The sequence below is a fragment of the Streptomyces sp. NPDC001157 genome, assembly GCF_053598255.1.
This window is the reverse complement of the sequence record NZ_JBSFJW010000021.1, coordinates 73,884-98,491: the sequence shown is the minus strand read 5'-3', so window position 1 is coordinate 98,491 and position 24,608 is coordinate 73,884. Positions and strand designations below refer to the sequence as shown.

The following is a 24,608-nucleotide window of genomic DNA, read 5'->3' as shown; positions in this document are numbered from 1 at the left end:
CCTGTCTCACCGGATGAGGACGCCACCGCCGATCTCCAGGGCTTTGCGGATGCTCTCCTCGATGATCCGCAGTCGGGTCTCGATCTGGTGCCGGTGCTCCTCGACGGTCCGCGGCCGCTCGGTGCCGTGGGCGAGCTCGTCGCGTAGAGGTCGTCGTCTGCCGGAGTCGGCAGGAAGCGGGCACCCGGCGAGCGTACGAACTCCGACCCCCACACCGTCGTACGCCAGGACTCGAACTCACCGGACTGGTACACGTCGTCCGGCACGTCGAGCATCCGTATCTCGCCGTCCGGCTCCCGGACGAACACTTCCACCAGCAGACTCATGGCCGCAGTGGGCCACCGCCGGGCCCCGCCCGACCACCGGTTACCGCCCTGGCTCAGCCCCCAGCGCCGGGATCACCCGCTCCGCGAACAGCCGCAGGCTTCGCCACCCCTCCTCCACCGGCATCCCACCGGCCAGCGGATGCAGTACGAGGCTGTCGAGGCCCTGAGCCACGCACTCGTCGGGCGTGAGGATCCGGTACACGCCCTCGGCGCGCAGCTCCGCCACGCTCGTGGCCGCCGACCTCACCGCCGACCGGATGTCACCGGACTGCCAGGAGGCATACGTCCGCGCCTCGTGCAGGAAGTGCTCGCCGTACTCGGCCCACGCCCGGTCGGGATCCTCGGCGAGGTGCAGCAGCGGGGTCTCGGCGGCGGGCATCATCGTCCAGCCCTCGGTGCCGTACTCGACGAGCCGCTCCTTGTAGTACGCCTCCAGCTCCGGCAGATGCGCGCTGGGGAAGAAGGGGAGGCCGAGGCGGGCCGCGCGGCGGGCGGCGGCCTTCGAGGAGCCGCCGACCAGGAGCAAGGGGTGCGGCTCGGTGAAGGGGCGCGGGGTGACCCGTACCGTACGGCCCCGGTATTCGAACTCCTCACCGGTCCAGGCCTTCAGCACCGTCTCAAGGAGCTCGTCCTGGATCCTGCCGCGCCGCTTCCAGTCCACGTCGAACTGGGCGTACTCCTCGGGCCGGTATCCGATCCCGGCCACGGTCACCAGCCGCCCGCCGCTCAGCAGATCCAGTACGGCGATGTCCTCGGCCAGCCGCAGCGGGTCGTGCAGCGGGCCGATCACCGCCGAGACCGTGACCGCGATCCGCCGGGTGGCACCGAAGACCGCGCCCGCGAAGGCGAACGGCGACGGCAGCCAGTTGTTCGCCACGCCGTGGTGCTCCTCCGTCTGGACGGTGGTGATCCCGTGGTCGTCGGCGTAAGCGGCCATCTCCAGGGCGGCCCGGTAGCGGGCGCCGAGCGAGGCGGGGGTGGCGCCGGGTTCGACGAGGTTGAAACGTACGACGGAGACGGGCATGGGGGTCTCCCTTCACCGGGCGGGTGTGCAGGGGGACGTTAGCTGACGGTGTGTCAGACATCCAGAGGGGTGTCGCAGGACTCCATGACTGATACTGGACGGGTTATGGAAACCGTCATCCTTGCTGTAGTCATCGCCGTGGTCGTGCTCGGCGCGCTCGGCGGACTCGTCATCGGCAGCCGACGGAAGAAGTCGCTGCCCCCGCCGCCGCCCGCCGCGCCCGACATCACCGCCCCTCCGGCCGAGCCGCACGTCGGCGACGAGGCCGAGACACCCCGCGACGAACCGCGCCGGACGATAGAGGAGGTGGATCTACCGGACGGCTCGGCCCCGGTCGCCGTCGAGGAACCGCCCGCCCTCGAAATCCCCGAGATCGAGGTCCCGGAGCCGACGGCCGGACGTCTGATCCGGCTGCGCGCCCGCCTCTCCCGCTCCCAGAACGCGCTCGGCAAGGGTCTGCTCACGCTCCTGTCGCGCGAGCACCTCGACGACGAGACCTGGGAGGAGATCGAGGACACGCTGCTCACCGCCGACGTCGGTGTGGCCCCCACCCAGGAGCTGGTCGAGGGCCTGCGCGAGCGCGTGAAGGTGCTCGGCACCCGCACCCCGGTCGAGCTGCGCGGCCTGCTGCGCGAGGAACTCCTCAAGCTGGTCGGCACCGACTTCGACCGCACGGTGAAGACCGAGCCCGAGAACAGCAAGCCCGGCATCGTGATGGTCGTCGGTGTCAACGGCACCGGCAAGACCACCACCACCGGCAAGCTCGCCCGCGTCCTGGTCGCCGACGGCCGCAGCGTCGTCCTCGGCGCCGCCGACACCTTCCGTGCCGCCGCCGCCGACCAGCTCCAGACCTGGGGCGAGCGGGTCGGCGCCCACACCGTGCGCGGGCCGGAGGGCGGCGACCCCGCCTCCGTCGCCTTCGACGCGGTGAAGGAGGGCAAGGAGATGGGCTCCGACGTCGTCCTCATCGACACCGCCGGGCGCCTGCACACCAAGACCGGCCTCATGGACGAGCTCGGCAAGGTCAAGCGCGTCGTCGAGAAGCACGCCCCGCTGGACGAGATCCTCCTCGTCCTCGACGCGACGACCGGCCAGAACGGCCTGGTGCAGGCCCGGGTGTTCGCCGAGGTCGTCGACATCACCGGCATCGTGCTCACCAAGCTCGACGGTACGGCGAAGGGCGGCATCGTCGTCGCGGTCCAGCGCGAGCTGGGCGTACCGGTCAAGCTGGTGGGTCTCGGCGAGGGCGCCGACGATCTGGCGCCGTTCGAGCCGGAGGCATTCGTGGATGCGCTTATCGGTGACTAGAGGCCGGGTCGAATCACCCGCCGTGAAGAAGCGCCCGCCCCCAAGATGCAATGGGGGGCGGGCGCTTCGCCGTGTCCGTCGCGGTTCGGGTGGGCCGCAGGGTCACGCCCGCGAGCGGTGCGCCACATAAGCCAGCGTCCCCAGCAGCAGCCGTGCCGCCGGCGGTTTCGTGGCCGAGTCCAGGGCGGGTGGCCGCAGCCAGCGCACCGGGCCCAGGCCGCCCCGGTCGGACGGTGGGGCCGTGATGTAGGTGCCGGGGCCCAGACCGTGCAGGTCGAGGGAGGTCGGGTCGTCCCAGCCCATGCGGTAGAGGAGCTCGGGAAGTTCGGCGGCGGCTCCGGGGGCGACGAAGAACTGGGCGCGGCCCTCGGGGGTCGCGGTGACCGGGCCGACGGGCAGGCCCATGCGCTCCAGGCGGACCAGGGCGCGGCGGCCGGCGGGCTCGGCCACCTCGATGACGTCGAACGCCCGGCCGACCGCGAGCATGACCGACGCCCCGGGGAACTCGCCCCATGCCCTGGTCACTTCGTCGAGTGTGGCGCCGGCCTGGACCTGGGGCGCGAACTCCAGGGGGTGCGCCCCAGGTGCGCTGCAGTCCGCCCGGCCGCAGGAACAGTCGCCCGCCGCGGCCCGGGCTCCCGGGACCGCGTCCCAGCCCCAGAGCCCCGTGAACTCGGCGACGGCGGTGCACTCCGAGGAGCGGCCGCGCCGACGCGAGCCGGAGCGGATCTCCCGGATGCCGCCGATCGTGAAGCCCATGCCCCCTCCAACGGGTCCGACGCGTCGCTGGTTACGACGCGGATGCGGATCGTGACCCTGTGTTCCGGATGCATCGGCCCCGCGCGGTCCGGGCGGCGCTCGAATTGCCCCGGGTGGTGAACTCGGCGGCGCACGCCCCTGAGTGCATCGCTCCGCCTACTCCGGGTTGGTCTATGTCAAGTGAATCGCGTCGAGGCGACACTGAGTTCATTCGAAGGGGTGGCGAATGGTGGCGTTTCTTGGACCGCCATGGCTGGACGGGTGATCGTAGGATTACTGTAAGTGCACGAGTCCTGGGGGCACATGCACTCGTGGGTATGCCGGAGGCAAGTAGGCATCCCGTTCGAAGGGTGAGAACCGGCGGACGGGCGGCTGCATTTACCGGCATTCTGATAGGGCTTGGCGCACTCGGCGACAAGTGGTCTCAGGGATGGGGGCGTTCCAGTGAGCGGCAACGGCGGAAGCGGGACGACCGCGACCAGCACGGACAAGCGCCCCAACGAGCTGCTCTCGTCCTGGTTCGTGCGCAGCGGCTGGTCGAAGGGCGAACTCGCCCGTCAAGTCAACCGCAGGGCACGCCAGTTGGGCGCCAACCACATCTCCACGGACACCTCCCGGGTGCGCCGCTGGCTGGACGGCGAGAACCCCCGCGAGCCGATCCCCAGGATCCTGTCCGAGCTGTTCTCCGAGCGCTTCGGCTGCGTGGTCTCCGTCGAGGACCTCGGCCTGCGCGCGGCCCGTCAGTCACCCTCCGTGTCCGGCGTCGACCTGCCCTGGACGGGCCCGCAGACGGTGGCTCTGCTCAGCGAGTTCTCGCGCAGCGACCTGATGCTGGCGCGGCGCGGCTTCCTCGGGACCTCGCTGGCCCTGTCCGCGGGCCCGTCCCTCATCGAGCCCATGCAGCGCTGGCTCGTGCCCTCGCCCCAGGCCCCGCAGTCGGAGCCGGAGCCGCCGGCCGCGCCCCGCCGGCCCGGCAGGCTCTCCAAGCCCGAACTGGACCTCCTGGAGTCCACGACGGTGATGTTCCGGCAGTGGGACGCCCAGTGCGGCGGCGGCCTGCGCCGCAAGGCGGTCGTCGGCCAGTTGCACGAGGTGACGGACCTCCTCCAGGAGCCCCAGCCCGAGGCCACCACCAGGAAGCTGTTCAAGGTCGCCGGGGAGCTGGCGGAGCTGGCCGGCTGGATGTCGTACGACGTCGGGCTCCAGCCGACCGCCCAGAAGTACTTCGTCCTCGCCCTGCATGCAGCCAAGGAGGCGGGCGACAAGCCGCTCGGCTCGTACATCCTCTCCAGCATGAGCCGCCAGATGATCCACCTCGGTCGGCCCGACGACGCGCTGGAACTGATCCACCTCGCGCAGTACGGCAGCCGGGACTGCGCGAGCCCCCGCACCCAGTCGATGCTGTATGCGATGGAGGCCCGCGCCTACGCCAACATGGGGCAGCCCGGCAAGTGCAAGCGGGCCGTCCGGATGGCCGAGGACACCTTCGCGGACGTGGACGAGTGGGACGAGCCCGACCCCGACTGGATCCGCTTCTTCTCCGAGGCCGAGCTGCACGGCGAGAACTCCCACTCGTACCGCGACCTCGCCTATGTCGCGGGCCGCAGCCCCACCTACGCGTCCCTGGCCGAGCCCGTGATGCAGCAGGCCGTCGAGCTGTTCTCCCGGGACGCCGAGCACCAGCGCTCGTATGCACTGAACCTGATCGGCATGGCCACGGTGCATCTGCTGCAGCGTGAGCCCGAGCGGAGCGCGGTGCTGGCGGAACAGGCCATGCACATCGCCAAGAAGGTCCGCTCCGAGCGCGTGAACACTCGTATCCGAAAGACGGTCGACACGGCCGTACGCGATTTCGGGGACGTCGCCGAGGTCGTGGACCTCACCGAGAAGCTCGCCGTCGAGCTTCCGGAGACCGCCGAGGCGGTCTGAAAACCCTTGACCCCGGCCGCGGCCGGCCCTCCCGAACTGCCCGACTCGGCTCCCCCCATGCCAGGTCATCGGAAGGCCGCCCGTGGCCGGTTTTCTCCTCCGGTGAAGGTTGCGCCACGATAACGATGAACGCACCCGACATCCGGCAGTTCATCGAGGCGTAACACACAGGGCGCCTTCGTCACGGCGGCGAAACAACGAGGGGCTTCCAACGAAACCGCGCTGCGCCAATCTCATGGCGCATAACCGGCCCACCCCTCATGACCGCTTCAGGCTTCGCCCGCACGGGGCCGTACCAACGACGAGGAGACGCCGATGGCACCAGCCATCACGCTTGCCGCGGAGGCACCCAAGCTGTCCTCCGCGAACACAGGCTTCATGCTCATTGCTTCTGCCCTGGTGCTGATCATGACGCCGGGCCTCGCCTTCTTCTACGGAGGCATGGTCCGCGTCAAGAGCACCCTCAACATGCTGATGATGAGCTTCATCAGCATGGGCATCGTCACCATTCTGTGGGTGCTGTACGGCTTCTCCCTCGCCTTCGGTACGAACAACAGCCTGATCGGCTGGGACTCCGACTGGTTCGGCCTTCGCAAGGTCGGGCTGACGGAGCTGTGGCCCGGCTACACCATCCCGATCTTCGTCTTCATGGTCTTCCAGATGATGTTCGCCATCATCACTCCGGCCCTGATAAGCGGCGCCCTTGCTGACCGCGTCAAGTTCTCGGCCTGGGCGCTCTTCGTCGCCCTGTGGCTCACGGTCGTCTACGTCCCGGTCGCCCACTGGGTGTGGGGCGCCGACGGCTGGGCCTTCAAGCTCGGCGTGATCGACTTCGCCGGTGGTACCGCGGTCCACATCAACGCCGGTGCCGGTGCCCTCGGCGTGATCCTCGTCATCGGCAAGCGCGTCGGCTTCAAGAAGGACCCGATGCGCCCGCACAGCCTCCCGCTGGTCATGCTCGGTGCCGGTCTGCTGTGGTTCGGCTGGTTCGGCTTCAACGCGGGCTCGTGGCTCGGCAACGACGACGGCGTCGGCGCGCTGATGTTCGTCAACACGCAGGTCGCCACCGCCGCCGCCATGCTGGCCTGGCTCGCCTACGAGAAGATCCGCCACGGCGCGTTCACCACGCTGGGCGCCGCCTCCGGCGCGGTCGCCGGTCTGGTCGCGATCACCCCGTCCGGTGGTGCCGTCTCCCCGCTGGGCGCGATCGCCGTCGGCGCCATCGCCGGTGTCGCCTGCGCCGCGGCCGTGGGCCTGAAGTACAAGTTCAACTACGACGACTCCCTCGACGTCGTCGGCGTCCACATGGTCGGCGGCATCATCGGCTCCCTGCTCATCGGCTTCTTCGCCACCGGCAAGGGCCAGTCGACCGCGACGGGCGTCTTCTACGGCGACCACTCCTTCACCCAGCTGTGGAAGCAGTTCGCCGGTGTCGGCGCGGTCCTCGCCTACTCCCTGATCGCCTCCGCGGTCCTCGCCTTCCTCCTCGACAAGACCATCGGCATGCGGGTCACCGAGGACGAGGAGATCTCCGGTATCGACCAGGCCGAGCACGCCGAGACCGCATACGACTTCAGCGGCGCGGGCGGCGGTGCCGTCAAGGCGACCGTCCCGGCCGGCGTCGGCGCCGACAGCAAGAAGGTGGACGCATGAAGCTCATCACCGCCGTCGTGAAGCCCCACCGGCTCGACGAGATCAAGGAGGCCCTGCAGGCCTTCGGAGTCCACGGCCTGACGGTCACCGAGGCGAGCGGCTACGGTCGTCAGAGGGGCCACACCGAGGTCTACCGCGGTGCCGAGTACACCGTCGACCTGGTTCCCAAGATCCGTATAGAGGTACTGGCCGAGGACGACGACGCCGAGCAGCTGATCGACGTCATCGTCAAGGCGGCCCGCACCGGCAAGATCGGTGACGGCAAGGTCTGGTCCCTCCCGGTCGAGACGGCCGTACGGGTCCGGACCGGCGAGCGCGGCCCGGACGCGCTCTAACAGAAGAAGAACGACAGGAGCTGCTGGGTGTCGAGCACGGACGTGCACAAGGAAACGGAAGACTCGGGACCCAGCGGCTACGCGGCGGCCCGGCTGCACCTCCTCACCGAGGGGGCGCAGTCCGGGCCGCCGCGCCGTACCGCCCTGTCCAAGCTGACGGACGACTGGCTGACGGGGCTGTTCGCCGCGGGGGCCGAGGGACTGCGCGGGGTCTCCCTGGTCGCCGTCGGCGGCTACGGCCGCGGTGAGCTCTCCCCACGCAGCGACCTGGACCTGCTCCTCCTCCACGACGGCGGCGACCCCAAGGCGGTCGCCGCCCTGGCCGACCGCATCTGGTACCCCGTCTGGGACCTGGGCCTCGCCCTCGACCACTCGGTCCGCACCCCCGCCGAGGCCCGCAAGACGGCCGGCGAGGACCTGAAGGTCCAACTCGGCCTGCTGGACGCCCGCCACATCGCCGGCGATCTGGGCCTGACGGCCGGTCTGCGGACGGCCGTCCTCGCCGACTGGCGCAACCAGGCGCCGAAACGTCTCCCCGAACTCCAGGAACTCTGCGCCGAGCGCGCCGAGCGCCAGGGCGAGCTGCAGTACCTGCTGGAGCCGGATCTTAAGGAGGCCCGGGGCGGTCTGCGCGACGCCACCATCCTGCGTGCCGTCGCCGCCTCCTGGCTGGCCGACGCCCCGCGCGAGGGTCTCGACGACGCCCGGCGCCGGCTGCTCGACGTACGCGACGCCCTGCACCTCACCACCGGGCGCGCCACCGACCGGCTCGCGCTCCAGGAGCAGGACCAGGTCGCCGCCGAGCTCGGCCTGCTCGACGCCGACACGCTGCTGCGGCAGGTGTACGAGGCGGCGCGGGTCATCTCGTACGCCAGTGACGTCACCTGGCGGGAAGTGGCGCGCGTGCTGCGGTCGCGCGCCGTGCGGCCGCGGCTGCGCGCCATGCTCGGCGGCGGAAAGCCCGTCCCCGAGCGTTCCCCGCTGGCCGAGGGCGTGGTCGAGCAGGACGGCGAGGTGGTGCTCGCCCGTGCCGCGCGCCCCGAGCGCGATCCCGTGCTGCCGCTGCGCGCCGCGGCCGCCGCCGCGCAGGCCGGCCTCCCGCTCTCCCTGCACGCCGTACGGCGTATGGCGGCGACCGTGCGCCCCCTGCCCACGCCCTGGCCCGCCGAGGCCCGCGAACAGCTGGTCACCCTGCTCGGCTCCGGACACCCCACCATCGACGTCTGGGAGGCGCTGGAGGCGGAAGGCCTGATCACACGGCTGCTTCCGGACTGGGAGCGGGTGCGCTGCCGGCCACAGCGCAACGCCGTGCACATCTGGACCGTCGACCGGCACCTGATCGAGACGGCCGTACGTGCCTCCGAGTTCACCCGCCGGGTCCACCGCCCCGACCTGCTCCTGGTGGCCGCGCTGCTGCACGACATCGGCAAGGGCTGGCCCGGCGACCACTCGGTGGCCGGCGAGATCATCGCCAAGGACGTGGCCGCCCGTATCGGCTTCGACCGCGACGACGTGGCCGTGCTCTCCACCCTCGTACGCCACCATCTGACGCTCGTGGACACGGCCACCCGCCGCGATCTGGAGGACCCGGCCACGGTCCGGTCGGTGGCCGAGGCGGTCGGCTCGGAGTCCACCCTGGAGCTGCTGCACGCGCTGACCGAGGCGGACGCCCTGGCCACCGGGCCGGCCGCCTGGTCGTCCTGGCGCGGCTCGCTCGTCGCCGACCTGGTCAAGCGCGTCGCCGCCGTCCTCGCCGGGGACGCCCCCGACGAGCCCGAGGCCGCCGCACCCACTGCCGAGCAGGAACGGCTCGCCATCGAGGCGGTGGCCACGGGCAGCCCGGTGCTGTCCCTGCGCGCGCAGACCGAGCCGCCCACGGAGGAACAGCCGTCCGGCGACCCGGAGCCGCTCGGCGTCGAACTGCTCATCGCCGTACCGGACCAGGCGGGTGTGCTGCCCGCGGTGGCCGGCGTCCTCGCCATGCACCGGCTGACCGTGCGCACCGCCGAGCTGCGCACCCTGGACCTGCCGGACGGCGTCGAGGGCTCGGTCCTGCTGCTGAACTGGCGGGTCGCCGCCGAATACGGCTCACTGCCCCAGGCGGCCCGGCTGCGCGCGGATCTCGTACGGGCGCTGGACGGATCCCTGGACATCGCGGGCCGCCTCGCCGAGCGCGATGCCGCGTATCCGCGCCGCCGGGGTGTCGTCGCGCCACCGCCGAGGGTGACGGTGGCGTCGGCCGCGTCCCGGCTGGCCACGGTGATCGAGGTGCGGGCGCAGGACGCCCCCGGCCTGCTGTTCCGGATCGGGCGGGCACTGGAGGACGCGGGCGTACGGGTGCGCAGCGCACACGTCTCCACGCTGGGCGCGAACGCCGTGGACGCCTTCTACGTGACCGGACCCGAGGGCGCGCCCCTGCCGGGCGACGAGGCGTCCGCCGTGGCCCGGAAACTGGAGGAGACGCTGCGGGGGTGAGGCGGGTGACACAGAGCCGTCCCAGGCGCTGACCGTGGTGTCCGGCCCGCCCACGGAGGGGCGAGCCGGGGTGCCTGTCCGAGACGGGTATGGGCGGCGTCCCGTGTGCGGGCGTGGGGGAGGCATCTCGGCTGCACGGGTGCGGGCCTGGGCGTCATCCTGTCTCCGCGAGTGCGGGTCTGGACCTCATCCCGTCTTCACGCAGTGCAGGCACTTGGTGGGGCGTCGGTGCTGTTCTGCCCGTGCGGGTGTGGATGTCGGTCCCGGTTTGCCCTGCGGCGCGGGTGTCGGCTGCGTTCTGCCCTCGCGGGTGGGGGTGTCGGTTCCGTTCTGCCCTCGCGGGTGGGGGTGTCGGCTGCGTTCTGCCCTCGCGGGTGGGGTGTCGGTCCCGCTCTGCCCCCGCGGGCGCGGGCGTCGGCCCCGTTTCGCCCCCGCCCGTGTGGGCGTCGGCCCCGCTGCCCCCTCCGGCGCCGACCACCGCCGGCACCGGCGCTGGTTGCCGTTCCGTCCGGCGTGTGCACCGGGCGGGGACGATTGTCTTGCGCGGCCGGATACCCTGGAAGACGCTCACACTGCCACCGACCCCGAGGACCGACGCCGCCGTGTTCGATACTCTCTCCGATCGCCTCTCAGCGACTTTCAAGAACCTGCGCGGCAAGGGACGGCTCTCCGAGGCGGACATCGACGCCACCGCGCGCGAGATCCGTATCGCACTGCTCGAAGCGGACGTGGCCCTGCCCGTGGTGCGGACGTTCATCAAGAACGTCAAGGAGCGTGCCCTCGGCGCCGACGTCTCCCGGGCGCTGAACCCCGCCCAGCAGGTCCTGAAGATCGTCAACGACGAGCTCGTCACCATCCTCGGCGGCGAGACCCGACGCCTGCGCTTCGCCAAGCAGCCGCCCACCGTGATCATGCTGGCGGGTCTGCAGGGTGCCGGTAAGACGACCCTCGCGGGCAAGCTCGGCCGCTGGCTGAAGGAGCAGGGCCACTCGCCGCTGCTGGTCGCCGCCGACCTCCAGCGCCCGAACGCCGTGAACCAGCTGAGCGTCGTCGCCGAGCGGGCGGGCGTGGCCGTCTTCGCCCCCGAGCCGGGCAACGGCGTGGGCGACCCGGTCAAGGTCGCCAAGGACTCCATCGAGTTCGCGAAGGCCAAGGTCCACGACATCGTGATCGTGGACACCGCCGGCCGCCTGGGCATCGACCAGGACATGATGCAGCAGGCCGCGGACATCCGGGACGCGGTCAGCCCGGACGAGATCCTCTTCGTCGTCGACGCGATGATCGGTCAGGACGCGGTCAACACGGCCGAGGCCTTCCGCGACGGCGTCGGCTTCGACGGCGTGGTGCTCTCCAAGCTCGACGGTGACGCCCGCGGTGGTGCCGCCCTGTCGATCCGCCAGATCACCGGCAAGCCGATCATGTTCGCCTCGAACGGCGAGAAGCTCGACGACTTCGACGCCTTCCACCCCGACCGGATGGCCTCCCGCATCCTCGACATGGGTGACCTGCTCACCCTGATCGAGCAGGCGGAGAAGACGTTCAGCCAGGAAGAGGCCGAGAAGATGGCCTCCAAGCTGGCGTCCAAGAAGGGCCAGGACTTCACCCTGGACGACTTCCTGGCCCAGATGGAGCAGGTCCGGAAGATGGGCAGCATCAGCAAGCTGCTCGGCATGCTCCCGGGCATGGGCCAGATCAAGGACCAGATCAACAACCTGGACGAGCGGGACGTCGACCGCACCGCCGCCATCATCAAGTCGATGACCCCGGCCGAGCGCCAGGAGCCGACGATCATCAACGGCTCGCGCCGTGCCCGTATCGCCAAGGGTTCCGGTGTCGAGGTCAGCGCGGTCAAGAACCTGGTCGAGCGGTTCTTCGAGGCCCGCAAGATGATGTCCCGCATGGCGCAGGGCGGCGGCATGCCCGGTATGCCCGGGATGCCGGGCATGGGTGGGGGCCCCGGCCGCGCCAAGAAGCAGCCGAAGAAGGCCAAGGGCAAGCAGCGCTCCGGCAACCCGATGAAGCGCAAGCAGCAGGAGCAGGAGGAGGCCGCACGCCGGGCCGCCGCCGCTCAGGGCGGGGGCGCCTTCGGCGTGCCCGGTCAGCAGGCGCCGCAGGACTTCGAGCTCCCGGACGAGTTCAAGAAGTTCATGGGCTGAGTTCGCCCCGTGCGCGTGCCAGGGGTGGGGTGTTGTCGTAACGTCCGCTTATGACCAACCCCGCCCCGCCGCGCAAGTCGCCCGACCAGCCCTGGCGTACCGAGGGCACTCCCGAGGAGCCGTCCAGGCCGCCGGGTGGGCGGAAGATGCGCGGCGGCTGGTGGAGCCTGATCCTGACCGCGCTGATCGTGTACCTGATCGCGAATCTGATCCTGTCGTTCTTCAACGAGGGCAACGAGCCGACGATCTCGTACACCGAGTTCAGCAAGCAGGTCGACGCGGGCAACGTCAGCAAGATCTACGCCAAGGGCAATGCGATCCAGGGCCAGCTCAAGCAGGGGCAGAAGAACCCGGACGGCGGCGGCAAGTACACCAAGTTCAGCACCGAGCGGCCGACGTTCGCGAGCGACAAGATCTGGGACGACCTGACCAGGCACAACGTCACCGTGACGGCGGAGCCGGTCGTCCAGCACCGCAGCTTTCTGGCCAATCTGCTGATCTCGCTGGCCCCGATGCTGCTGCTGATCGCGGTGTGGGTGTTCGTCGCGCGGCGGATGAGCGCGGGGCTGGGCGGCGCGGGCGGCATGCTCGGCCGCAAGGCGCCGCCCAAGCCGGTCGAACTGGAGCCGGGCGCCCAGCGCACGACCTTCGAGGACGTGGCGGGCATCGACGAGGTCGAGGGCGAACTCAACGACGTCGTCGACTTCCTGAAGAACCCGGACGCCTACCGCAGGATGGGCGCGAAGATGCCTCGGGGCGTCCTGCTCGCGGGCCCGCCCGGCACCGGCAAGACCCTTCTCGCGCGTGCCGTCGCCGGTGAGGCGGGCGTGCCGTTCTTCTCGGCGTCGGCCTCCGAGTTCATCGAGATGATCGTCGGCGTCGGTGCCTCACGCGTGCGTGAACTGTTCGCCGAGGCCCGAAAGGTGGCCCCGTCGATCATCTTCATCGACGAGATCGACACCATCGGGCGGGCCCGCGGCGGCGGCTCCGGCATGGGCGGCCACGACGAACGCGAACAGACGCTGAATCAGATCCTCACCGAGATGGACGGCTTCTGCGGCTCGGAGGGCGTCATCGTCATCGCCGCCACCAACCGCGCCGACGTCCTGGATCCGGCCCTGACCCGCCCCGGCCGCTTCGACCGGGTGGTCATGGTCTCGCCCCCGGACCGCGGAGGCCGCGAGGCCATCCTGCAGATCCACACCCGCGAGATCCCGCTGTCGAAGGACGTCGACCTCGGCCAGGTCGCCCGTACGACCCCGGGCATGACCGGCGCCGAACTGGCCAACCTCGCCAACGAGGCGGCCCTGCTCGCCGTCAAACGCAAGCAGGAGCGGGTGACCCAGACCGACCTCTCCGAAGCCCTGGAGAAGGTCCAACTGGGCGCCGAACGGCCCCTGGTGATGCCCGAGGAGGAGCGCCGCCGCACCGCCTACCACGAGAGCGGCCACGCCCTGCTCGGCATGCTCCAGCCCGGCGCCGACCCCGTCCGCAAGATCACCATCGTTCCGCGCGGCCGGGCCCTCGGCGTCACACTCTCCACCCCGGAGTCCGACAAGTACGCGTACACCGAGGAGTACCTGCGCGGCCGGATCATCGGCGCACTCGGCGGCATGGCGGCGGAACAGGTGGTCTACGGGGTCGTCACGACCGGTGCGGAGAACGACCTGGAGCAGGTCACCAACATCGCGCGCGGCATGGTCGCCCGCTGGGGCATGAGCGAGCGCGTCGGCCGCCTGTCCGCCCTGCCCAGCGACGCCCAGCAGGCATACGGCCTGGCCGCCGCCCCGCAGACCCTCGACGTGATCGACGGCGAGATGCGCCGGATCGTCGACGAGTGCTACGAGGAGGCGTGCCGCAAACTGAGCGACCACCGCGACCAACTGGACGCCCTCGCCCAGGCGTTGCTGGAGCGGGAGACCCTGGAGGAGACGGACGCATACCGGATCGCGGGGATCACACGGTTGGCGAAGGGCGACGCCGGCTGACGTGTACGGCGACCTACGGCGTGTCCGGCGGATCAGGTCGGCTGTGGGGAACGGCGCTTCTCGGCCGCCCCGAACGGGGGCTTGGGGGTGAGTGCGGCGTCGGTGAGTGGCGACCACGCCGCTGGGGGCACCTCCTTCGGCAGTGGTGTGCCGGGGCCCGTGAGCGGCGCTGATCCGCCGGACAAGCCCTAAGGCGTACGGGCGATCAGGTACCGGAACACGTTCGGCATCCACACCGTCCCGTCCCGGCGCTGATACGGGTGGAGGGCCTCCGCCAGTTCCTTGTCCACCTGCGCCTGGTCGGTCGCGGAGATCGCCGCGTCGAACAGGCCCGTCGACAGCAGGCCCCGTACCGCGCTGTCCATGCCCGCGTACCCGAACGGGCAGGCGACCCGCCCGGAGCCGTCGGGCTTCAGGCCCGCCCGCTGGGCGACCTCCTCCAGGTCGTCGCGGAGGGCGGGGCGCCAACTGCCCGTGCCGCGCAGCGGATCCGCCAGCCTGGTGGCCACCCGCAGCACGGACGACGTGGTGCAACGTTCCGGCGGACCCCAGCCGGCGAGCACCACGGGCGCCCCGTGCCCGGCGAGCGGTGTCGCTGCCTGCAGCAGCCCGCCGAGCCCCTCCGAGTCGCCCGCCAGACACCCGATCGGCTCGAAAGCCGTCACCAGGGTGAACGCGGGCGTCTCCGCGTCGCCCGCGTTCGCGATGTCTCCGGGTGGGCCGTCGACGATCCGGGTGCCTGCACGCGCGCCCGTGCCCCATGCGTCCGGGAGCAGCCGCTCCCGTGCGAGAGCCAGTCGTTCGGGGGAGGAGTGGTCGACACCGGTGACCGCCGCGCCTCTGGAGGCCGCCATCAGAAGGGCCAGCCCGCTGCCGCAGCCGAGGCCCAACAACCGTGTGCCGGGGCCCACTTCCAGTCGCTCGTAGACGGTCTCGTAGAGCGGGACCAGCATCCGCTCCTGGATCTCGGACCAGTCACGCGCGCGTGCACACAGGTTCACACGGGGCGCCTGGCCCGTATGGGACGGGTGCTGCCGCACGAGCGTAGGTGTCATGTAAAGCGCCCCAATCCGCCGAGAGTTGCCGCTGTGCCCTGTTCCATGGCCCCCGTGACGTGCGCTCGCACTCCCCCCGTATGCCAGATAACTCCGCACTCGACCGCTCGTCCAGGGGTCGTGGGGCCCGGCTTGTGGCTTGCCTGTGCAGGCGAAAAGAATTCACATCCCGGCAACGTGGGCCCCTACCATCGCGCCCATGGCAAAGGCTCCCGTTCTCACCCCGCGCGCGGACGACTTCCCGCGCTGGTACCAGGATCTGATCACCAAGGCCGAGCTGGCCGACAACGGCCCGGTGCGCGGCACCATGGTGATCCGACCGTACGGGTACGGGCTGTGGGAGCGGATGCAGGCCGAGATGGACGCCCGGATCAAGGAGACGGGTACCCAGAACGCGTACTTCCCGCTGCTGATCCCGCAGTCCTACTTCGCCAAGGAGGCCGACCACGTCGAGGGCTTCGCGCCCGAACTGGCCGTGGTCACCCATGGCGGAGGCAAGGAGCTGGAGGAGCCCGCGGTCGTCCGCCCCACCTCCGAGATGATCATCAACGACTACTTCTCGAAGTGGGTGCAGAGCTACCGCGACCTGCCCCTGAAGATCAACCAGTGGGCCAACGTGGTCCGTTGGGAACTGCGGCCCCGTCTCTTCCTGCGTACGACCGAGTTCCTGTGGCAGGAGGGCCACACCGCGCACGCCACGTATGAGGAGGCGCGCGACTTCGCCGCCCACATCCAGGAGCACGTCTACGGGGACTTCCTCACCAACATCCTGGCGACGGACTTCGTCTCCGGCCGCAAGACGGCCAAGGAGCGCTTCGCCGGCGCCGTCAACACCCTCACCCTCGAAAGCATGATGGGCGACGGCAAGGCCCTCCAGATGGTCACCAGCCACGAGCTGGGCCAGAACTTCGCCAAGGCCTTCAACACCCGGTACCTGTCCAGGGAAGGCAGGCAGGAACTCGTCTGGCAGACCTCCTGGGGCTCCACCACCCGCATGATCGGCGCCCTGGTGATGACTCACGGAGATGACAACGGCCTCAGGGTCCCGCCGCGGCTGGCACAGATCCAGGTCGTCGTCCTCGCGATCAAGGGCGAGGAGGCGGTTTTGGCCAAGGTCCGTGAGATCGGTGACCGGTTGAAGGCGGCGGGCCTCCGCGTCCACATCGACGACCGCACCGACATCCCCTTCGGGCGCCGCGCCGTCGACTGGGAACTGAAGGGCGTGCCCGTACGCATCGAGGTCGGGCCCCGTGACCTGGAGAACGGCACGGCGATGGTGGCCCGCCGCATCCCCGGAGGCAAGGAGCCGATGCCGGTCGACTCCCTCGTGCGGCTAGTCCCCGCGTTCCTGGACGAGGACCAGGCGCTCCTGCTCACCCAGTCCCGTGAGCGCCGCGAGTCCCGTACGTCCGACGTGTCGACGATCGAGGAAGCCGTCGAGGCGGTCGGGGCCGGCGGCTGGGCGCGCATCCCCTGGGCGGATCTCGGCGAAGAAGGCGAGGCCGGACTGGCCGAGCACGCGGTGACCGTACGGTGTCTGGTCGCTGCCGACGGGTCGGTGCCCGAGGCCGACGACGCGCCCGGTAACGTCGCGGTCGTCGCGCGCGCTTATTGATACAGGGCCTTCCGCCGCGGACGCGACCGAAAGGCCCCTTGCGCACCTGCGGATCACACCCGCACCGGCGGGTGGACACCGTCTACGCGCCGGGTCGTAGAGCGGGCTACGTACCGGCTTGGGACGAGCTGTGAGGTTTCTCCGCAGATCAGCGCACCCGCCCTCCTCGGGACGCATCAGCGGCAACTGACGGGTACGTGCAAATTATTTGGGATGCCCCGGAATAGGAACACATTCGAGGCCCCGCTCGTTGTCATTACGTGAGCACGACACAGACACCACCTGTTCTCGCCGCAGAGCTGGCAGAGGCGTGGGCCGACATTCAGCGGTACCACCCCGAGCTGCCGGACCTTGCCGCGCCAGAGTCCCTGATCGGAGAGTCGTCGTCCGCGTGCGGTCACGAGCTCTCCTTCGAGCGACTGCTCCATGAGGCAGTCCATGGCATCGCCGCAGCGCGCGGCGTGCGAGACACGTCCCGCGCCGGCCGGTACCACAACCGCAGATTCCTCGCGATCGCCGAGGAGATGGGCCTGGACCACCCCGAGGAGCCGCACCCCAGCAGCGGCTTCTCGCTGGTCACGCTCAACCCCGAGGCCAAGCGCCGCTACCGCCCGACCATCGAGCGGCTCCAGCGCGCCCTCAAGGCGCACACGGCAGCCACCTCCGCCGACACCCCGAAGAGCTTCCGCGGCCCGGCGGCCCGGCACGGCTCGTCCGGGGGCGGGGTGCGAGTGAAGGCGGTGTGCGACTGCGGCCGTAACGTACGGGTCGTCCCCTCGGTGCTGGCCCAGGCGCCGATCGTCTGCGGCGGCTGCGGCAAGCCGTTCCGGATCCCGGAGGTCGTGGGGGCGGCATAGTCGCGCGGCGTTCGACACCGGCATCTCGTGGCTGCCGGTCGGAACGCAAGGCGCCGGGAGTGCCGCCGCAACCCGGGCGGCACTCCCCACCGCCGGACCGCGCAACGCCGTGACGGCGCCTGGAGGGTCAGGCGCCGCTCAGTCATGCCCGGGCACCCTCACCGCACCCTCGGCCAAAAGCGACCCGCAGGGTGTGGCACAATGGCTAGCTGTACTCGACAGCCGCACAGGAACCCTCTCGCCTCCGGCTGACGCGTCCATCGGGCACTCGGGTACCGCAACCCCACGCGGCAATCTCGCCGTGCCCAACCACGTCAAAACCAGGAGAACCCACTCCCGTGGCAGTCAAGATCAAGCTGAAGCGTCTGGGCAAGATCCGTTCGCCTCACTACCGCATCGTCGTCGCCGACTCCCGCACCCGTCGTGACGGCCGTGCGATCGAGGAGATCGGTCTGTACCACCCGGTGCAGAACCCCTCGCGCATCGAGGTCGACTCGGAGCGCGCGCAGTACTGGCTGGGTGTCGGCGCGCAGCCGACCGAGCCCGTTCTCGCCATCCTGAAGCTGACCGGCGACTGGCAGAAGTTCAAGGGTCTGCCCGCCCCGGCTCCGCTGCTCGTGGCCGAGCCGAAGGCCGCTCGCCCGGTGTTCGACGCCCTCGGTGGCGACGACGAGGGCAAGGGTGAGGCCATCACCCAGAAGAAGAAGGCTGAGAAGAAGGACGAGGCTGCTGCCGAGTCCGCGTCGACCGAGGCCTGAGCATGCTCGAGGAGGCTCTCGAGCACCTCGTGAAGGGCATCGTCGACAACCCTGACGATGTGCAGGTCGCCTCGCGCAACCTGCGCCGTGGGCGCGTGCTCGAGGTCCGGGTGCACCCCGACGACCTCGGCAAGGTGATCGGCCGCAACGGCCGCACCGCGCGCGCTCTGCGTACCGTCGTGGGCGCCATCGGCGGCCGCGGTGTCCGCGTCGACCTCGTCGACGTGGACCACGTCCGCTGACGCCAAACGCAACACCGGCTCGGGCCGGGGAGGGCCACTGCGCCGTCCCCGGCCCGTAGTCGTTACCAGCCGTTACGACAGGAGATCCTGGGAAGTGCAGCTCGTAGTCGCACGGATCGGCCGTGCCCATGGCATCAAGGGCGAGGTCACCGTCGAGGTCCGTACTGACGAGCCCGAACTGCGGCTCGCACCCGGCGCCGTACTGGCCACCGATCCCGCCTCGGCGGGCCCGCTCACCATCGAGACGGGCCGCGTCCACAGCGGCCGCCTGCTCCTGCGCTTCGAGGGCGTACGCGACCGCACAGCGGCCGAGGCGCTGCGCAACACCCTCCTGATCGCCGAGGTGGACCCGGAGGTGCTCCCCGAGGAGGAGGACGAGTACTACGACCACCAGCTGATGGACCTGGACGTGGTCACCAAGGACGGCGTCGAGGTCGGCCGCATCACCGAGATCTCGCACCTGCCCTCGCAGGACCTGTTCATCGTGGAGCGCCCGGACGGCAGCGAGGTCCTGATCCCCTTCGTCGAGGAGATCGTCACGGAGATCGACCTCGAGGAGCAGAAGGCGGTCATCGACCCGCCGCCCGGCCTCATCGACGACAGGGCGGAGATCGCCTCCACCAGGGAAGAGTCGTAAGAGATGCGCCTCGACGTCGTCACGATCTTCCCCGAGTACCTGGAGCCCCTGAACGTCTCCCTCGTCGGCAAGGCACGCGCGCGTGGACAGCTCAACGTCCATGTGCACGATCTGCGCGACTGGACCTACGACCGCCACAACACCGTCGACGACACCCCCTACGGCGGCGGCCCCGGCATGGTCATGAAAACCGACCCCTGGGGCGACGCCCTGGACTCCGCCCTCGCCGACGGCTACGAAACCGGCTCGCACGCGCCCGCGCTGATCGTCCCCACCCCCAGCGGCCGCCCCTTCACCCAGGAACTCGCCGTCGAACTCTCCGAGCGCCCCTGGCTGATCTTCACGCCGGCGCGCTACGAGGGCATCGACCGCCGGGTGATCGACGAGTACGCCACCCGGATGCCCGTCCACGAGGTGTCCATCGGCGACTACGTCCTCGCCGGTGGGGAGGCGGCCGTACTGGTCATCACGGAAGCCGTGGCGCGTCTGCTGCCCGGAGTCCTCGGGAACGCCGAGTCGCACCGCGACGACTCCTTCGCACCCGGCGCCATGGCCAACCTCCTGGAAGGCCCCGTCTACACCAAGCCGCCCGAGTGGCGCGGCCGGGGCATCCCCGACGTGCTGCTCAGCGGCCACCACGGCAAGATCGCCCGCTGGAGACGGGACGAAGCCCTCAGACGTACGACGGCCAACCGGCCCGACCTCATCGAGCGCTGCGACCCCAAGGCCTTCGACAAGAAGGACCGCGAGATGCTCTCCATCCTGGGCTGGGCCCCGGACCCGGAGGGGGAGCCGTACGGCCGATTTTGGCGCAGGACCGAGGGCGTGGAAGAATAGACCGCTGTTGTGCGTCGTCCGGCGTGCGCCCCTGCCACAGGGGGACACGACGCCCGCCCCGACACGGACAGCATCCTTCTGGAACATCTAACTCCCGTTGATGACCTGTGGCATCAGCGAAGAAAGCAGACGAAATGTCTCACCTGCTCGACTCCGTCGACAGCGCGTCGCTGCGCAGCGACGTCCCGGCCTTCCGCCCGGGTGACACCGTCAACGTCCACGTCCGCGTCATCGAGGGCAACCGCTCCCGTGTGCAGCAGTTCAAGGGCGTTGTGATCCGCCGCCAGGGCGCCGGTGTCCGCGAGACCTTCACGGTCCGCAAGGTCTCCTTCTCCGTAGGCGTCGAGCGCACCTTCCCGGTGCACACCCCGATCGTCGAGAAGATCGAGCTCGTCACCCGCGGTGACGTGCGTCGCGCCAAGCTGTACTACCTGCGCGAGCTGCGCGGTAAGGCCGCGAAGATCAAGGAGAAGCGCGACAGCTGAGCTCGCGCAGGCGTTCTTGTCGAGGCCGGATAGCATCTGGCCTCGATGGACACCGAAGCACAGCCGACCGAGCGCGACCGCTCCTCCCGCCCTGAACCAGTGGCTGCGGAGGGACGGTCGCGTTTCGCGTTGGTGTCGCGGATCACGGCCTGGCTGCCCGGTGGCCGGATCTCGCTGCTCCTGCTGGTCTGCCTGGTGTTTTTGCTGATCCTCAACGCTTTCGTGGTGCAACCCTTCCAGATCCCCAGCGGATCCATGGAGAACGGATTGAGGATCGGGGACCGGGTTCTCGTAAATAAGTTGGCGTACCGTTTCGGTGCCGAGCCGCGGCGCGGTGATGTTGTGGTGTTCGACGGAACTGGGTATTTCGGGAACGCGGACTACATCAAGCGCGTCGTGGGTGTGGGGGGCGACCGAGTGGTCTGCTGCGACAAGGAGGGGAGGATCGAGGTGAACGGCCGGCCGGTCGACGAGTCGTCGTTCCTGCACCCCGGGGACAGCCCGTCCACAGTGTCTTTCCATGTCGCCGTGCCCGACGGCACCCTCTTCGTCCTCGGTGACCACCGCAGCGACTCCAGCGACTCCCGCGACCACCTGGGCTCGCCCGGCGGCGGCATGATCCCCCTCTCGGATGTCATCGGACGGGCCGACTGGATCGTCTGGCCCACCGCCCACTGGACCCGCCTGCAGCGTCCCGGCGCCTACGCGCGCGTGCCCGCCGCGGACGGTGCACATGGGTAACCGCGGTAAACCGCGCGGTGCCGCGAGCAGCCCGGCCGAGAGCCTGCTGCCCACCGGCTCCCGCCGCGCCTCCGGCCCGGCTCCGGGAGGCGGCGGACGCACCCGCGCCGAGCGGCGCAAGCTGCAGCGCAAGGTCAAACGAAAGCGCAGGCGCAGCGCGGTCAAGGAGATACCCCTCCTCGTCGGCGTCGCGGTCCTCATAGCCCTGGTCCTGAAGACGTTCCTCGTCCAGGCGTTCGTGATCCCGTCCGGCTCGATGGAGCAGACGATCCGGATCGGCGACCGTGTCCTCGTCGACAAGTTCACCCCGTGGTTCGGCTCGAAGCCCAAGCGCGGGGACGTCGTCGTCTTCAAGGACCCGGGCGGCTGGCTCGCGGGCGAGCAGACCACGACCAAGAAGAGCGACCCCGTCGTCGTCAAGCAGGTCAAGGAGGGACTCACCTTCATCGGCCTGCTGCCGTCCGACAACGAGAAGGACCTGATCAAGCGCGTCATCGGCGTCGGAGGCGACCACGTCAAGTGCTGTGACACGCAGGGGCGGGTGACCGTCAACGGCGTCCCCCTGACCGAGGGCGACTATCTGTATCCCGGAAACGCCCCCTCCACGCAGCCGTTCGACATCACCGTCCCCCAGGGGCGGTTGTGGGTGATGGGCGATCACCGGGGCGACTCCGCGGACTCCCGCGCGCATCAGAACACGCCCTACGGCGGCACGGTCTCCGAGGACTCCGTGGTGGGGCGGGCGATGGTCATCGCCTGGCCCTTCGGCCACTGGACTTCCTTGAAAGAACCTAAAACTTTCTCCTCCGTCTCCAACTCCGTGTCGGGGACGACCGCGTCCCCTCGGCTGTCGCATAGGGTTGCTCCTGACTATTTCAACGGAACGGTCCAGCTCCCGAGCCCTGCGGAACTCCCGCTCGTTATGGGAGTGGTGGGCCTGCACCGCGTCTGGGGCAGGCAGCGGCACAGAGTAAGGAGTTGGCGTGGGGGATGTGGCGGTTGGCGCACGGTCCGGACACGACGGCGAGGAGCACCGCGGACAGCCCGTCCACGGGGTTTCCGCAGCCGTCCCGGCCGCGGACAGCGCCGTGACCTCCGGGAGTGACTCCGGGGCGACCGACGACGGAACGACGCCGGGCGAGCGGAGCCGGACCGAGGAACAGGGGTCGGACGGGACACCCCCCAAGGCCAAGAAGCAACGCTCCTTCTGGAAGGAGCTGCCCATTCTGATCGGCATCGCGCTCGTGCTGGCGCTGCTGATCAAGACTTTCCTGGTGCAGGCGTTCTCGATCCCCTCGGACTCGATGCAGAACACCCTCCAGCAGGGCGACCGGGTCCTGGTCGACAAACTCACCCCGTGGTTCGGCTCGAAGCCGGAGCGCGGCGAGGTCGTCGTCTTCCACGACCCGGACAACTGGCTGGCGGGCGAGCCCACGGCCAATCCGAACCCGCTGCAGAAGGCCCTCAGCTGGATCGGCCTGATGCCGTCCGCCGAGGAGAAGGACCTCATCAAGCGCGTCATCGGCGTCGGCGGCGACACCGTCTCCTGCAAGGGCTCCGGCCCGCTCAGGGTCAACGGCAAGGCGCTCAACGACGCGTCGTTCGTGTACGCCGGCAACACTCCGTGCAGCGTCGACGACCAGGGCGGTCAGTTCACGGTGAAGGTCCCCAAGGGCTACATCTGGGTCATGGGCGATCACCGTCAGAACTCGCGCGACTCGCGCTACAACCAGAGCGACAAGCACAACGGCATGGTTCCGGTGAGCAAGGTCGTCGGACGCGCCATCGTCATCGCCTGGCCCATCACCCGCTGGGACACCCTCCCGATCCCGGACACCTTCGACCAGCAGGGACTGAACGACCAGTCCTCGGCGTCCGCCGCCCTGACGGCCGCCCCCAACGCACTCGCCCTGACCGGGGTGGTGCCGGTGGCCCTGTGGCGTCGGAGGCGGATCGCGGCGGCCGAGACCCGCGAAGCGAGCTCGGAGCACTCCGCGTGACCGTGCCTTGGTGAAGCCCTGGTGGAGCTGTGACCTCGGTCGGCCATGAGGGGCTGACCGGGTCAGGTACCGCCGGGTAGGGTGCGGACCCATGGGTGGCGAGAGCACTACGCGTACGGCCCCGCGCAGCGGCGGCAAGAGCACGGCCCCGGTCGGCAGCAGGACCGGGCAGCGACTGTCCGGACTGGCCGTCGCACTGGGCATCGTTCTGTTCCTCGGCGGTTTCGGCTGGGCAGCGGTGGTCTACCGGCCGTACACCGTGCCGACCACCTCGATGACGCCGACGATCGACGCCGGCGACCGGGTCCTGGCACAGCGCGTCGACGGCAGTGAGATCCGCCGGGGCGACGTGGTCGTCTTCAACGACAAGTCCTGGGTCACCAACGCCTCCGTGGTCAAGCGAGTGGTGGCGGTCGGCGGTGACACGGTCTCCTGCTGCACCAACGGCAAGCTGACCGTCAACGGCAAGCAGATCGACGAGGGCTATCTCAAGGGCAGCGTCGTCGAGGACAAGAACATCCCGACCGTGAAGGTCCCCCAGGGGCGGCTCTTCCTGCTCGGCGACGAGCGCCAGGGGTCGCTGGACTCCTCCGCCCACCTCAGCGACGCCGCCCAGGGCACCATCGCGCGCTCCGCCGTGACGGCTCGCGTGGATGCCGTCGTGTGGCCCATGAAGGGCATGCTGGAACGCCCCACCGGCTTCAAGACCCTCGGCGTGCTCTCCCAGCCGGGCCCGCTGCGGATCATCGTCATCCTGATCGTGGCCGGAGCCGTCCTCGTCCTCGGCGGCGGTGCGTACGGCCCGATCGCCAAGCTGACGGGCGGGCGACGCGCCCGTGCGCGGACGGAGCCCGTGGGTGCCCGCTGAGGCCGCGGGCGGGTACGAGGACTCGTACCGGGGCGGGCTGCGCAAGGTGGCCCGGGTGGTTCTGCTCGACCCCGAGGACCGCATCCTTCTCCTGCACGGCCATGAGCCGGACGATCCGGCCGACGACTGGTGGTTCACGCCCGGCGGCGGCCTGGAGGGCGACGAGAGCCGCGAGGAGGCTGCCCTCAGGGAACTGGCCGAGGAGACCGGCATCACCGATGTCGAACTCGGTCCGGTGCTGTGGCGGCGGATGTGCTCCTTCCCGTTCGCGGGCCGCCGCTGGGACCAGGACGAGTGGTACTACCTGGCCCGTACCGCGGACACGTCCAGGTCGGTGCCCGAGGCCACGGGCCTCACGGAACTGGAGCGGCGCAGTGTCGCCGGAGCACGCTGGTGGACGTGTCGGGAACTTGCCCGGGCGCATGAGACCGTGTATCCGACCAGACTCGCCGAGCTGCTCCGCAGACTGCTCGACGAAGGTCCCCCGGCCGGGCCCGTGACCCTTGACCCCGAAATCGTCTAGGGGCTGACGGGACTGGCGCACAATGGTGGGATCGCAC

The 24,608-nt window shown here is 70.1% G+C and carries 23 protein-coding genes; 19 read left to right on the top strand and 4 right to left on the bottom strand.

Annotated features, from left to right (window positions below; translation table 11 throughout):
- Positions 1–6: 6 nt before the first annotated feature.
- Entirely contained in the window at positions 7–213 is a 207-nt protein-coding gene (locus tag ACWDAG_RS30290; protein WP_450698725.1) for a hypothetical protein, read from the bottom strand.
- A 153-nt stretch (positions 214–366) separates the two neighbouring features.
- On the bottom strand, positions 367–1,350 hold the full coding sequence (locus tag ACWDAG_RS30285) for an LLM class flavin-dependent oxidoreductase (RefSeq protein WP_450698724.1): 984 nt from the start codon (positions 1,348–1,350) through the stop codon (positions 367–369).
- A 105-nt stretch (positions 1,351–1,455) separates the two neighbouring features.
- Between ACWDAG_RS30285 and ftsY the strand changes: the two genes are divergently transcribed.
- Positions 1,456–2,658 (top strand): signal recognition particle-docking protein FtsY, encoded by a 1,203-nt coding sequence (gene ftsY, locus ACWDAG_RS30280; RefSeq protein ID WP_450698723.1) that lies wholly within the window; start codon positions 1,456–1,458, stop codon positions 2,656–2,658.
- 102 nt (positions 2,659–2,760) lie between these two features.
- Here ftsY and ACWDAG_RS30275 read toward each other — a convergent pair whose 3' ends face one another.
- On the bottom strand, positions 2,761–3,417 hold the full coding sequence (locus tag ACWDAG_RS30275) for a bifunctional DNA primase/polymerase (RefSeq protein WP_450698722.1): 657 nt from the start codon (positions 3,415–3,417) through the stop codon (positions 2,761–2,763).
- Positions 3,418–3,861: 444 nt separating this feature from the next.
- Here ACWDAG_RS30275 and nsdA point away from each other — a divergent pair, with 444 nt between their 5' ends.
- The 6 genes from nsdA (at position 3,862) to ftsH (ending at position 13,953) form a co-directional block, all read left to right on the top strand.
- Positions 3,862–5,346 carry a transcriptional repressor NsdA gene (gene nsdA / locus ACWDAG_RS30270; RefSeq protein WP_450698721.1) on the top strand — a complete coding sequence of 495 codons (1,485 nt, stop codon included), beginning with the start codon at positions 3,862–3,864 and terminating at the stop codon, positions 5,344–5,346.
- 315 nt (positions 5,347–5,661) lie between these two features.
- Complete coding sequence (locus ACWDAG_RS30265; protein ID WP_450698720.1) at positions 5,662–6,999, top strand: ammonium transporter; 1,338 nt, start codon at positions 5,662–5,664, stop codon at positions 6,997–6,999.
- Complete coding sequence (locus ACWDAG_RS30260) at positions 6,996–7,334, top strand: P-II family nitrogen regulator (protein WP_003997576.1); 339 nt, start codon at positions 6,996–6,998, stop codon at positions 7,332–7,334. The genes ACWDAG_RS30265 and ACWDAG_RS30260 overlap by 4 nt, the downstream gene beginning before the upstream one ends.
- Positions 7,335–7,361: 27 nt before the next feature.
- Complete coding sequence (locus ACWDAG_RS30255) at positions 7,362–9,809, top strand: [protein-PII] uridylyltransferase (protein ID WP_450698719.1); 2,448 nt, start codon at positions 7,362–7,364, stop codon at positions 9,807–9,809.
- A gap of 602 nt (positions 9,810–10,411) precedes the next feature.
- On the top strand, positions 10,412–11,965 hold the full coding sequence (gene ffh, locus ACWDAG_RS30250) for a signal recognition particle protein (protein WP_450698718.1): 1,554 nt from the start codon (positions 10,412–10,414) through the stop codon (positions 11,963–11,965).
- A 50-nt stretch (positions 11,966–12,015) separates the two neighbouring features.
- Positions 12,016–13,953: an ATP-dependent zinc metalloprotease FtsH gene (gene ftsH / locus ACWDAG_RS30245; RefSeq protein WP_450698717.1), complete on the top strand. Its 1,938-nt coding sequence runs from the start codon at positions 12,016–12,018 to the stop codon at positions 13,951–13,953.
- Positions 13,954–14,141: 188 nt separating this feature from the next.
- Here the strand turns inward: ftsH and ACWDAG_RS30240 are convergent, their stop codons facing one another.
- Entirely contained in the window at positions 14,142–15,008 is an 867-nt protein-coding gene (locus ACWDAG_RS30240) for an SAM-dependent methyltransferase (protein ID WP_450698716.1), read from the bottom strand.
- Positions 15,009–15,207: 199 nt separating this feature from the next.
- Between ACWDAG_RS30240 and proS the strand changes: the two genes are divergently transcribed.
- The 12 genes from proS (at position 15,208) to ACWDAG_RS30180 (ending at position 24,571) form a co-directional block, all read left to right on the top strand.
- Positions 15,208–16,623, top strand: a complete 1,416-nt coding sequence (proS, locus tag ACWDAG_RS30235) for a proline--tRNA ligase (RefSeq protein WP_450698715.1) — start codon at positions 15,208–15,210, stop codon at positions 16,621–16,623.
- A 260-nt stretch (positions 16,624–16,883) separates the two neighbouring features.
- On the top strand, positions 16,884–17,480 hold the full coding sequence (locus ACWDAG_RS30230) for a hypothetical protein (RefSeq protein ID WP_450698714.1): 597 nt from the start codon (positions 16,884–16,886) through the stop codon (positions 17,478–17,480).
- Positions 17,481–17,818: 338 nt separating this feature from the next.
- Entirely contained in the window at positions 17,819–18,238 is a 420-nt protein-coding gene (gene rpsP, locus ACWDAG_RS30225; RefSeq protein WP_099931567.1) for a 30S ribosomal protein S16, read from the top strand.
- 2 nt (positions 18,239–18,240) lie between these two features.
- On the top strand, positions 18,241–18,480 hold the full coding sequence (locus ACWDAG_RS30220) for an RNA-binding protein (RefSeq protein WP_003973401.1): 240 nt from the start codon (positions 18,241–18,243) through the stop codon (positions 18,478–18,480).
- Positions 18,481–18,574: 94 nt separating this feature from the next.
- Positions 18,575–19,117, top strand: coding sequence for a ribosome maturation factor RimM (rimM, locus tag ACWDAG_RS30215; RefSeq protein WP_450698713.1), 543 nt, complete (start codon positions 18,575–18,577; stop codon positions 19,115–19,117).
- 3 nt (positions 19,118–19,120) lie between these two features.
- A complete protein-coding gene (trmD, locus tag ACWDAG_RS30210) occupies positions 19,121–19,954 on the top strand; it encodes a tRNA (guanosine(37)-N1)-methyltransferase TrmD (protein WP_450698712.1) in 834 nt (277 codons plus the stop codon).
- 134 nt (positions 19,955–20,088) lie between these two features.
- Positions 20,089–20,439: a 50S ribosomal protein L19 gene (rplS, locus tag ACWDAG_RS30205; protein ID WP_030866123.1), complete on the top strand. Its 351-nt coding sequence runs from the start codon at positions 20,089–20,091 to the stop codon at positions 20,437–20,439.
- A gap of 45 nt (positions 20,440–20,484) precedes the next feature.
- On the top strand, positions 20,485–21,180 hold the full coding sequence (lepB, locus tag ACWDAG_RS30200) for a signal peptidase I (protein ID WP_450698711.1): 696 nt from the start codon (positions 20,485–20,487) through the stop codon (positions 21,178–21,180).
- The gene (gene lepB, locus ACWDAG_RS30195) at positions 21,173–22,285 is read left to right on the top strand and encodes a signal peptidase I (protein ID WP_450698710.1); all 1,113 of its coding nucleotides are present in this window, start codon (positions 21,173–21,175) and stop codon (positions 22,283–22,285) included. Before lepB (ACWDAG_RS30200) ends, lepB (ACWDAG_RS30195) begins: the two co-directional genes overlap by 8 nt.
- Positions 22,173–23,180: a signal peptidase I gene (gene lepB / locus ACWDAG_RS30190; RefSeq protein ID WP_450698709.1), complete on the top strand. Its 1,008-nt coding sequence runs from the start codon at positions 22,173–22,175 to the stop codon at positions 23,178–23,180. The genes lepB (ACWDAG_RS30195) and lepB (ACWDAG_RS30190) overlap by 113 nt, the downstream gene beginning before the upstream one ends.
- 91 nt (positions 23,181–23,271) lie before the next feature.
- On the top strand, positions 23,272–24,048 hold the full coding sequence (lepB, locus tag ACWDAG_RS30185) for a signal peptidase I (protein ID WP_450698708.1): 777 nt from the start codon (positions 23,272–23,274) through the stop codon (positions 24,046–24,048).
- Positions 24,038–24,571, top strand: coding sequence for an NUDIX hydrolase (locus ACWDAG_RS30180; RefSeq protein WP_450698707.1), 534 nt, complete (start codon positions 24,038–24,040; stop codon positions 24,569–24,571). Before lepB (ACWDAG_RS30185) ends, ACWDAG_RS30180 begins: the two co-directional genes overlap by 11 nt.
- Positions 24,572–24,608 lie beyond the last annotated feature (37 nt).

Coding starts and splice junctions, on each gene's coding strand:
- ftsY (WP_450698723.1), top strand. CDS start 1,456: ATGGAAACCGTCATCCTTGCTGTAGTCATCGCCGTGGTCGTGCTCGGC.
- trmD (WP_450698712.1), top strand. CDS start 19,121: ATGCGCCTCGACGTCGTCACGATCTTCCCCGAGTACCTGGAGCCCCTG.
- rplS (WP_030866123.1), top strand. CDS start 20,089: ATGTCTCACCTGCTCGACTCCGTCGACAGCGCGTCGCTGCGCAGCGAC.
- proS (WP_450698715.1), top strand. CDS start 15,208: ATGGCAAAGGCTCCCGTTCTCACCCCGCGCGCGGACGACTTCCCGCGC.
- ftsH (WP_450698717.1), top strand. CDS start 12,016: ATGACCAACCCCGCCCCGCCGCGCAAGTCGCCCGACCAGCCCTGGCGT.
- lepB (WP_450698710.1), top strand. CDS start 21,173: ATGGGTAACCGCGGTAAACCGCGCGGTGCCGCGAGCAGCCCGGCCGAG.
- lepB (WP_450698711.1), top strand. CDS start 20,485: ATGGACACCGAAGCACAGCCGACCGAGCGCGACCGCTCCTCCCGCCCT.
- lepB (WP_450698708.1), top strand. CDS start 23,272: ATGGGTGGCGAGAGCACTACGCGTACGGCCCCGCGCAGCGGCGGCAAG.
- ACWDAG_RS30220 (WP_003973401.1), top strand. CDS start 18,241: ATGCTCGAGGAGGCTCTCGAGCACCTCGTGAAGGGCATCGTCGACAAC.
- ACWDAG_RS30260 (WP_003997576.1), top strand. CDS start 6,996: ATGAAGCTCATCACCGCCGTCGTGAAGCCCCACCGGCTCGACGAGATC.
- ACWDAG_RS30285 (WP_450698724.1), bottom strand. CDS start 1,350: ATGCCCGTCTCCGTCGTACGTTTCAACCTCGTCGAACCCGGCGCCACC.
- ACWDAG_RS30275 (WP_450698722.1), bottom strand. CDS start 3,417: ATGGGCTTCACGATCGGCGGCATCCGGGAGATCCGCTCCGGCTCGCGT.
- ACWDAG_RS30240 (WP_450698716.1), bottom strand. CDS start 15,008: ATGACACCTACGCTCGTGCGGCAGCACCCGTCCCATACGGGCCAGGCG.
- ACWDAG_RS30265 (WP_450698720.1), top strand. CDS start 5,662: ATGGCACCAGCCATCACGCTTGCCGCGGAGGCACCCAAGCTGTCCTCC.